The 8,180-nt window shown below is 41.7% G+C and carries 6 protein-coding genes and 1 pseudogene; 3 read left to right on the top strand and 4 right to left on the bottom strand.

Going from position 1 to position 8,180, the window contains the following annotated elements; all coding sequences use genetic code 11:
* From L8106_RS07885 to L8106_RS07875, 3 genes are all read left to right on the top strand, one after another.
* The coding region (locus tag L8106_RS07885) for an RNA-guided endonuclease TnpB family protein (protein WP_009783722.1) at positions 1-829 on the top strand (829 nt) is incomplete at its 5' end.
* A gap of 402 nt (positions 830-1,231) precedes the next feature.
* The gene (gene serS, locus L8106_RS07880) at positions 1,232-2,521 is read left to right on the top strand and encodes a serine--tRNA ligase (RefSeq protein ID WP_009783721.1); all 1,290 of its coding nucleotides are present in this window, start codon (positions 1,232-1,234) and stop codon (positions 2,519-2,521) included.
* A 60-nt stretch (positions 2,522-2,581) separates the two neighbouring features.
* Positions 2,582-2,983 carry a Fur family transcriptional regulator gene (locus L8106_RS07875; protein WP_009783720.1) on the top strand — a complete coding sequence of 134 codons (402 nt, stop codon included), beginning with the start codon at positions 2,582-2,584 and terminating at the stop codon, positions 2,981-2,983.
* A 2-nt stretch (positions 2,984-2,985) separates the two neighbouring features.
* Here L8106_RS07875 and L8106_RS07870 read toward each other — a convergent pair whose 3' ends face one another.
* The 4 genes and pseudogenes from L8106_RS07870 to L8106_RS07855 all read right to left on the bottom strand — a co-directional run bounded on the left by L8106_RS07870 (position 2,986) and on the right by L8106_RS07855 (position 8,170).
* Complete coding sequence (locus tag L8106_RS07870; RefSeq protein WP_009783719.1) at positions 2,986-4,518, bottom strand: SagB/ThcOx family dehydrogenase; 1,533 nt, start codon at positions 4,516-4,518, stop codon at positions 2,986-2,988.
* 229 nt (positions 4,519-4,747) lie between these two features.
* Positions 4,748-5,920, bottom strand: a pseudogene (locus tag L8106_RS07865) (RNA-guided endonuclease InsQ/TnpB family protein).
* 95 nt (positions 5,921-6,015) lie between these two features.
* A complete protein-coding gene (locus L8106_RS07860) occupies positions 6,016-7,053 on the bottom strand; it encodes an RNA-guided endonuclease TnpB family protein (protein WP_009783717.1) in 1,038 nt (345 codons plus the stop codon).
* Between the two features lie 331 nt (positions 7,054-7,384).
* Positions 7,385-8,170: a hypothetical protein gene (locus L8106_RS07855; RefSeq protein ID WP_009783716.1), complete on the bottom strand. Its 786-nt coding sequence runs from the start codon at positions 8,168-8,170 to the stop codon at positions 7,385-7,387.
* Positions 8,171-8,180 lie beyond the last annotated feature (10 nt).

Genomic DNA, 8,180 nt, shown 5'->3' with positions numbered 1-8,180 from the left:
CAATATTAAGTTTATTCAACATCGTCCTTTACCTGATGGGTTGACAATTAAAAGAGCTTTAATTACCCAAAAAGCTGATGGCTTGTATGTAACACTAACACTTGAAGATAAATCAGTTCCTAGCCTAACTGTAGATATTCAACCAACAGAAGAAAACAGTTTAGGTATTGATAGTGGTTTAGAGTTTTTTGTTGCTTGCAGTGATTTAACTGCTGTTAAACTCCCTAAATTCTATCGCCAATCCGAAGATAAATTAGCTAAACTTCAATCAAAAAGAGATCGTAGAAAATTAGGGTCTAAAGCCAGAAGAAAGCTCAACCAAAAAGTAGCGAAACTTCATCAAAAGATCGCAAGGCAACGTAAACAATGGCACTATGAAATTGCTAATCAACTCTTAGATAAAGCTGATGTCTTATTTGTTGAAGACTTAAAGGTATCCAATATGTCTAGGCGAAATCAACCTAAGCAGGGAGAAAATGGAACATTTCTACCTAATGGACAATCAGCTAAATCTGGGTTAAACAAAAGTTTTGCTGATGCTGGTATCTCTGGATTTCTTAGCGAGATACTTCCTGGCAAAGCTGAAAAAGCTGGCAAGAAAGTAGTTAAAGTCAATCCAAAAGGTACATCTCAACATTGTGCAATTTGTCTTAATCGTGTTCCTAAAGAATTATCAGATCGTTGGCATTCTTGCGCTTGTGGTGCATCAATGTCAAGAGACATTAATTCGGCAATATTAATAAAAAAAGTGGGGTTGGGCGTTCGCCTCACTATAAAACGCAAATCTTCTGATAATAAGAAGAGGAGAAGCCAGCGTTCTGTTGCCTAAGCAACGAACGTCTGGAGTACGTCACTTAAGACTTGAGACAAAAGCGCGATCGCGCTTTACAATCCTATAGGGGTAAAGATGGTAAACGGATGACTTGACGGTTGGGCTATCAAGGTTAACGCTTTAAGAAACGGATGGGTTGATGCTTGGGTTATCAACCTTTTGCTGTCAAACTGATGACTGCACGGTACTGGTCAGGGGTGCAGGGGGAGTTCGCCCAGTTTACCTGTTACCTGATCGAGCTTGACCGTTTCTTCTTGAGAATCAAACGGCTCTGTCTTCTTGACGGGGCTATCGGATTAAGGAGAGTATAGCAAGTGGAGAGATGAAAAATCAAGAAGTGTTAGTTGCAAACCTGAAGCGATTTCATATAATTATTCGTTAAACTCTGGGAACAAAGTTGTGTTAGACATTAAACAAATTCGGGAAAATCCACAAGCCATTCAAGATCGTTTAAAATTGCGGGGAGATTACGATCTCCAACCCATTTTAGATCTAGATGAACGGCGACGTGAGTTAGAAAAAGAACGCATTCAACTGGAAACTCGCAGTAATGAAATTGGGAAACAAGTTGGAGAGAAAATTAAAAGTGGAAGTGATCCCAAAGGTGCGGAAATTCAAGCGTTAAAGGAAGAAGGTCAAAAACTTAGAGAAAGCTTGAGTGAACTCGAACCGAAAGAAAAGAAAGTTATAGCAGAAATTGAAGCATTATTACTTCCCATTCCGAATTTACCGAGTGAGTCTACACCCTTTGGTAAAAGTGAGGAAGAAAATGTTGAAGTCCGACGTTGGGGTGATGAATATCTTCCTGAGAATCCTAAGATTTTACCGCACTGGGAAATCGGAGAAAATCTGGGAATTTTGAACTTTGAACGGGGGGTTAAAATTGCTCAGAGTCGGTTTGTTAGCTTGATTGGTGCGGGTGCAGCTTTAGAACGAGCTTTAGTTCAGTTTATGCTGGATACACACACTTCAAACGGTTATGTGGAAGTGATGCCGCCCTTATTAGTCAATAGTACATCTTTGCAGGGAACAGGTCAACTCCCGAAATTTGCCGAAGAAAGTTTTAAGTGTAGTGAAGATGATTTGTGGTTAATTCCGACTTCAGAAGTTCCGGTGGTGAATTTCTACAGAGATGAGATTTTAGATGGGGAACAACTTCCCATTTATCACTGTTCTTTTACCCCTTGTTTTCGTCGAGAAGCCGGGAGTTATGGAAAAGATACACGGGGTTTAATCCGACTGCATCAGTTTCATAAAGTTGAACTGATTAAGTTAGTTCGTCCAGAGACTTCCGAGGCTGAACATGAAAAATTAGTTCAAGATGCAGAAGGGATTTTACAAGCGTTAAAATTACCCTATCGAGTGATCGAACTTTGTACGGGAGATTTGGGATTTTCGGCGGCAAAATGTTATGATATAGAAGTGTGGTTGCCATCTTCTCAAAGCTATCGAGAGATTTCTAGCTGTTCTAACGTTAAAGATTTTCAGCCCCGACGCGCTAATATTCGGTTTAAAGAAAGTAAGTCTGGAAAGAAAAAGAAGAAAACCGAATTTGTTCATGCGTTGAACGGTTCAGGACTAGCAATTGGTCGGACAATGGCCGCGATTCTGGAAAATTATCAGCAACCTGACGGCAGTGTTAGAATTCCAGAAGTATTACAACCCTACATGAAACGGGAGACGTTGTAAAATGTTGTCAAAGATTAAGATAGCCTAGAGATAGGCATTCATTGAAATCTTAAACTACAGATGAACACTCGTCGCACTCGCAGCCAAGAAGTTGTTTTAGGTCAACTCAAAACCCAAAAGCGATCAATTTCCGCCCAAGAACTTTACGCCGAGTTACGCAAAACTCAGCATAAAATGGGGTTAGCTACTGTTTATCGTGCGCTGGATGCTTTGAAACGGGAAGGTTTAGTTCATGTGCGAATCCTTCCCACAGGTGAGTCCGTCTATAGTTGTGTTCAGCAAGACGAACATCACCTGACTTGTGTTGAGTGTGGGAAATCTATTCTTCTGAATGAATGTCCCGTTCACAATCTTGAAAATTCATTGCAACAGTCTCATCACTTCAAAATTTATTATCATACTTTAGAGTTTTTTGGATTGTGTGAACACTGTTGTCGTCTACAAGAAATGGGGAACTCTTAATCTTATCGAGGTCGTCCTAATGTGGTAATGTAAATAACGGCTTCATCAGTGGGAATTCCCAACACTTCATTGACTTGATCATCGAAAAAGCCTCCAATTCCACTGACTCCCAAACGCAGATAAATGGCGGCTAAGTTAAACCGTTGACCTAAATGACCCGCATCCATGTGAAGATAGCGGTAAGCGCGATCGCCATATTTCGCGACAGCTTTTTTCAAATCTGCGGTGTGAAATAAAACAACCCCCGCATCCCGTCCGAGTTCTTGTCCTAAACAGAGATAATGAAGTTCTCGGCGAAAATTTTTAAAGCGTATTTGGCGTAATTCTTGGGCAAGCGGTGCATAATAATAACATCCTTCTTCTAAACCACTCACTCCAGAAACAGCGATAAATGTCTCAATCAAACCTAAATCAAAATAATCTGGAGAACCATCAAATCCTTGATTAATATAGTGATTGGGTTGGTAGGTAAAATCTAACAACGCCAAGAGTTCTTCTAACTTGAGATCCACTCCACTATAACTGCGAGTAGAACGACGTTTGAGAATCGTTTGATCTAATCCTTGACCATTTTTTCCCCAATCAATCGCCGGAGTTGCAGTTGAGACTTTTGTACAGAAGGGAAAATTGTATTTGTCTTCAATATCTTCATCAACGGGGGTTTGAGTCCATCCTTGACTTCCTGAAGTATCGGAGTCTAACTTCGTGGCATTATGGAGATAACCCAACAGTTCACTATCAGCAAGTTCAGGATAATCGGTTTGGGTTGCTGAAGGTAAAGCTGTTTTTATCGGAGGTAAATTTTGGTCGATTTCTAATAAGTCGGCTAAAGCAATAACTGTAATTGCTCCTTCTTGCATAGAATCTAGATACATCATCTCATTGAGCGCTTCATCTGCAAATCCGCCAATCAAATGAGGTCGATAATCATTGAGGGTACTGGATAACTCAATATTACCCAGTAAATGACCTGTATCGAGGAAAATACGGCGATAGGCACGATCTTGATACCGCCAAGCTGAACGATAAAATACTGATGTGATGGCGATCGCTAAATGGGTATTTTCTAAAGCTGGATGCCAAAAACAAGCCGTTTGTAATTGTTGCCAAACTTGACTATCCCAAAATTGTAGCAACGAATGGGTAACAGGTTGATAGTTATAAAGTCCTGGGGGTAAAAAAGCGGTTCCCCGAGAAATGATGTAAACCTCCGCTGGATAGAGTCCCCCTGCTGACGGCGCACTTCTGAGATAGTGAAATCCCTGCATAGTCGAAAGCTTGGCTGTTAAACCGTAGCTGTGGAGTAGCAGGTGAGACAAACGTTGAGCTTCCTTAATTTTGGAATCATCCGATAACGGTTCGGAAACTTCGCGAAGATAAGGTCTGAGATCGAAGGTTTTGCCAATTTTATATTCTTTATAAGGTGTGGGTTGGGTTTCCCAGTCGAGTTGCTGGCTTTTAGATGCTATCGTTTCTGGGTGGTACTTGGTTCGCTCGTGAAAGTGTTGAGCAATGGAAATAGGGGATTCTGGCATAGGAGTAAACTGAATGCAATATCAAGGACGAGAAATGGAAATTGAAATAATCTGATTTAAAAAGGGTTTCTTCTCTAGTCTAAACTCCGGGGCTGATTTCCGATGGTGCGTGGTTGACATACTGCTATCGAAAACTGACATAACACGGTACAAACCGTATCAAAGTTTCGTTCCTGTCTTGCAAAGTTCCTTCTCGACGGAAACCGCCGAGATCGGACTTTGCGCTGCTTCATCTCGGACTGTCGGCAGTACCCGATCCACAGGCTCAAACCGAATAGCCAACGGCCACGATGTTCGCGCATTGAGGCTGGCGTTGAAATCACGATCTTTGACTTCGCCGCAAACTTTGCAGTTGAAAACCCTTTCTTTTAGGGGCATTTCTTGAATATGCCCACAATTTGAACAAGTTTTAGACGACGGATAAAATCTATAGCGCAAAAACTACGATTGAACCGTACCAATCAGCCTTGTACTCAACTTGGCGGCGAATTTCATAAAAAGCCGAATCGGCAATAGCACCCGCTAACTTATGGTTCTTTAACATCCCAGAAACATTCAAGTCTTCTAACCCAATGACCGCGTGATTTTTGCAGAGCCATGAGGTCAATTTATGAATTGACACTTTTCGGATGTTAGCCACTCTTTGATATGCTTTTGCCAGTTTAAGTCTAGCTTTATTCCTGTTATTTGAACCCTTTTGTTTTCTAGAGAGTTCACGTTGAAGTCGCGCTAACTTTTTCGTCGCTTTTTTGTAGGCTCTAGGATTGTCAAACACAGTCCCATCTGAGCAGGTCGCCAATACTTTAACTCCAACATCAACCCCCAGATAAACTCTTGACTTTATTGTAGGTTCAGACTTAAATTCATAAGCTACTGAAATATACCAGGAATCCGCAACCCGACTAATTGTGACTCGCTTTGTCTTAATTTCAGGTAGCGGCTCATAGGTACTAATCCATCCAATAAAAGGAAGCTTTAACTGAGTCCCTGAAAACTGCATAACCTTGCCACAATTATCAAGAGTAAAGCTATCATTTCTGCCTTTTTTCTTAAACTTTGGATATTTAGCCAAACCTTTGAAAAACCGACTAAATGCTTCTCCCAGGTGCATGAAGGCAAATTGATAAACCCTTGAGGACAAGGTTTTCATCCAGGGATAGTAAGGCTTAACATGATTGGTGTAGAACTTTTTGAGCTTATTAACAGAGGGCTTCAATCCTGCATCATAAGCTTGACGCCAAAGGTTCAACGCCCAATTCCAAACCCATCTAGAATAGCCTGCGTGTTGAGCCGACAGGTTCACTCGAATTAAATTCGAGTGCTTGCCTGTCGGTGCCTTCCGCACCATTAAAGTTTTCTGTTTATTATTCAGTTTTAATTTTGTTTTAAAAGCTCGTTGCATAGATGTATGATGTGATCTGACAGATAGTACCGTGTTGTACTATAAATCGTCAACTAAGTTACTGCTCCCCCGTTTTCAAACGGGGGATTCTGGATTCAAGCAACAGTTGCAGGCGGAGCCAGTCTTACACCGTCTAATCCAAGAGTTGATGCCCCAACTCTTTTTATATTTAGAGCGGCATTTTCATCCCGTCCATTAATATTTGAACAGGACGGACAACGCCATTCTCTGGTTGATAATTCCAGTTTTTCCAAGACATGACCGCAGTGAAAACAAGTTTTTGAAGATGGATACCACTGGTCGATAAATACGATTAATTTGCCTTTCTTGGTGGCAACCCATTCAAGGATTTCAATAAATTCACCAAAAGCTAAGTCACCTATTTTTCTTCCCCAAAGTTTTTGCATCCCTTTAAGGTTTAGAGTCTCGAAACACAGAACATCAAACTGACTGGTGAGTTGGTGAACTAACTTCCAAAACCAATCACGGCGACGGTTGACAACTTTTTCGCACTGTCTAACCAAGTGTTTCCTCGCTTTCTCCCAATTGTTAGACCATTTGCGCTTCTTAGATAAGTTTCGAGAAGCTTTCTTAACATCGGTAAGGGCTTGCTTGAGGAACTGCGGTGACTGAATAGAGAATCCTTCTGAACAAGTTAAAAACGTTTTCAGCCCGAAATCAAATCCCCCGACCCTCTCGGATTTGAAATCCGAGAGGAAAGTGGGGGTGCATTCCGCACCAGCGATTTTACCCGTCTCGGATTTGGCTGAGGGTTTACTGCCATTATCAACGACAATAATTAAAAACAACTCACCCAAAGGGGTTCTTTTGACCGTTGCAGTTTTTACTTTCCCTTCGATGGGTTGCGAATTCCAAAACTGATAGATTTTACTACCAATCTTAATTCTGTTACCACCAAGGAATTTGTAGCCCGCCTGTTTTAGCGTAAATGACTTGTACTTTTTGACCTTTTTGAAATTGGGCGGTCTAACTCCTTTTTTGTTGTATTTAAAAAATAATTGGTAAGCTTTCTCAATGCGCTGACAAATGTCTTGAACGGATTGAGAGCCTACCAGTTTCCAGAATTTATTTCGTTTTCTGAGTTTCGCGGCGGTGAGACTGAAGCTTTGCACAGTTTAAGTGTTTGCCAAACATTCGATAATATCGCTTATGCAAAGCAATACAGTGATTATAGATAACCCCTGCTGCATTAATAGTGCGCTTGAGATATCTATTTCGTTTGTGTTGGTAGAGCTTAAACTTTAGTGTTTTCATGGTTTTCTATAGTAGCATGAAGACGTAGAATGATCCGCGTCACAGCTAACATTCACTGCCAAATAAATTTGGCTCCCTCGCTTTTATCCCCCGTTTGAAAACGGGGGCTTTACGCATCGCCATTGTAACAGTGAACGGGGAATGGGGAGATTTTGCAAGATTGCCTATTGCAAGATTGCCTATTGCCTGCTAACGTAATGGCCACCAAGAAACTTTATCTCGGGTTGCGCCGTAAGCTTCTTTTAGTCCTTCAGCATCGAGGACGTGGATCAGATCTCCAGACTCATCACTAGATTTTGCCACTTCAATCAATTTCACCTTGTGCATTCCCTTCAACACTTGCTCAACAGTACGGTGATTGAGTTGACAAGCATGAGAAATGACATCAATGGGTAAGTCAAAATTGTACATCCCTTTAGAGTCGGGTTGATTTCCTAACGCCCGTTCTTGATAAATGAGCGCTCGTAACAGTGTGGCTACCGCTTGCGGGGGATAAGAACTGCAATTGAGTAAATGATAGAGAAATTTTTCGCGGAGTTCAAACAGTTGTTCGTAGCGATCGCGAACCTGTTCACTGTCATTATATACAGCTTTGAGAACCTCCAAGGGCAGTTTAATCACATCGGTGGTTTTATAGGCTTCGACCAAACTGGGAAAGGCTCGTCCAACCCGTCCGTAACTAAAGGGTAGGTTTCGCATCCCAAAGCAACCCCCAGGATAGGTAATCGAGATGACGCGGTTTAAGGGAGTGCTGCGGGTAATCACAAAGCCACCTTCCAAGATTAGATACAACACATCCCCAGAGGTATTCGGACGGAAAGCTGTATAAACCGGGCGGTTCGAGTACAGCTTATCGATGTTCAAGTCATTGGGTAGATAGTTTGCTAGCCAGTCTGCATCCAGTTCTCGGAACAGATAGTTATGCTCAATCAATCGTTGAGCCAGACTGGGTTCTGACTGCTTTGCTTTTGCCATAGCCACGGGC

Origin of the sequence: Lyngbya sp. PCC 8106 (genome assembly GCF_000169095.1) — a bacterium.
Taxonomy (GTDB): Bacteria; Cyanobacteriota; Cyanobacteriia; order Cyanobacteriales; family Microcoleaceae; genus Capilliphycus.
This window is presented reverse-complemented; position numbering and strand designations above follow the sequence as displayed.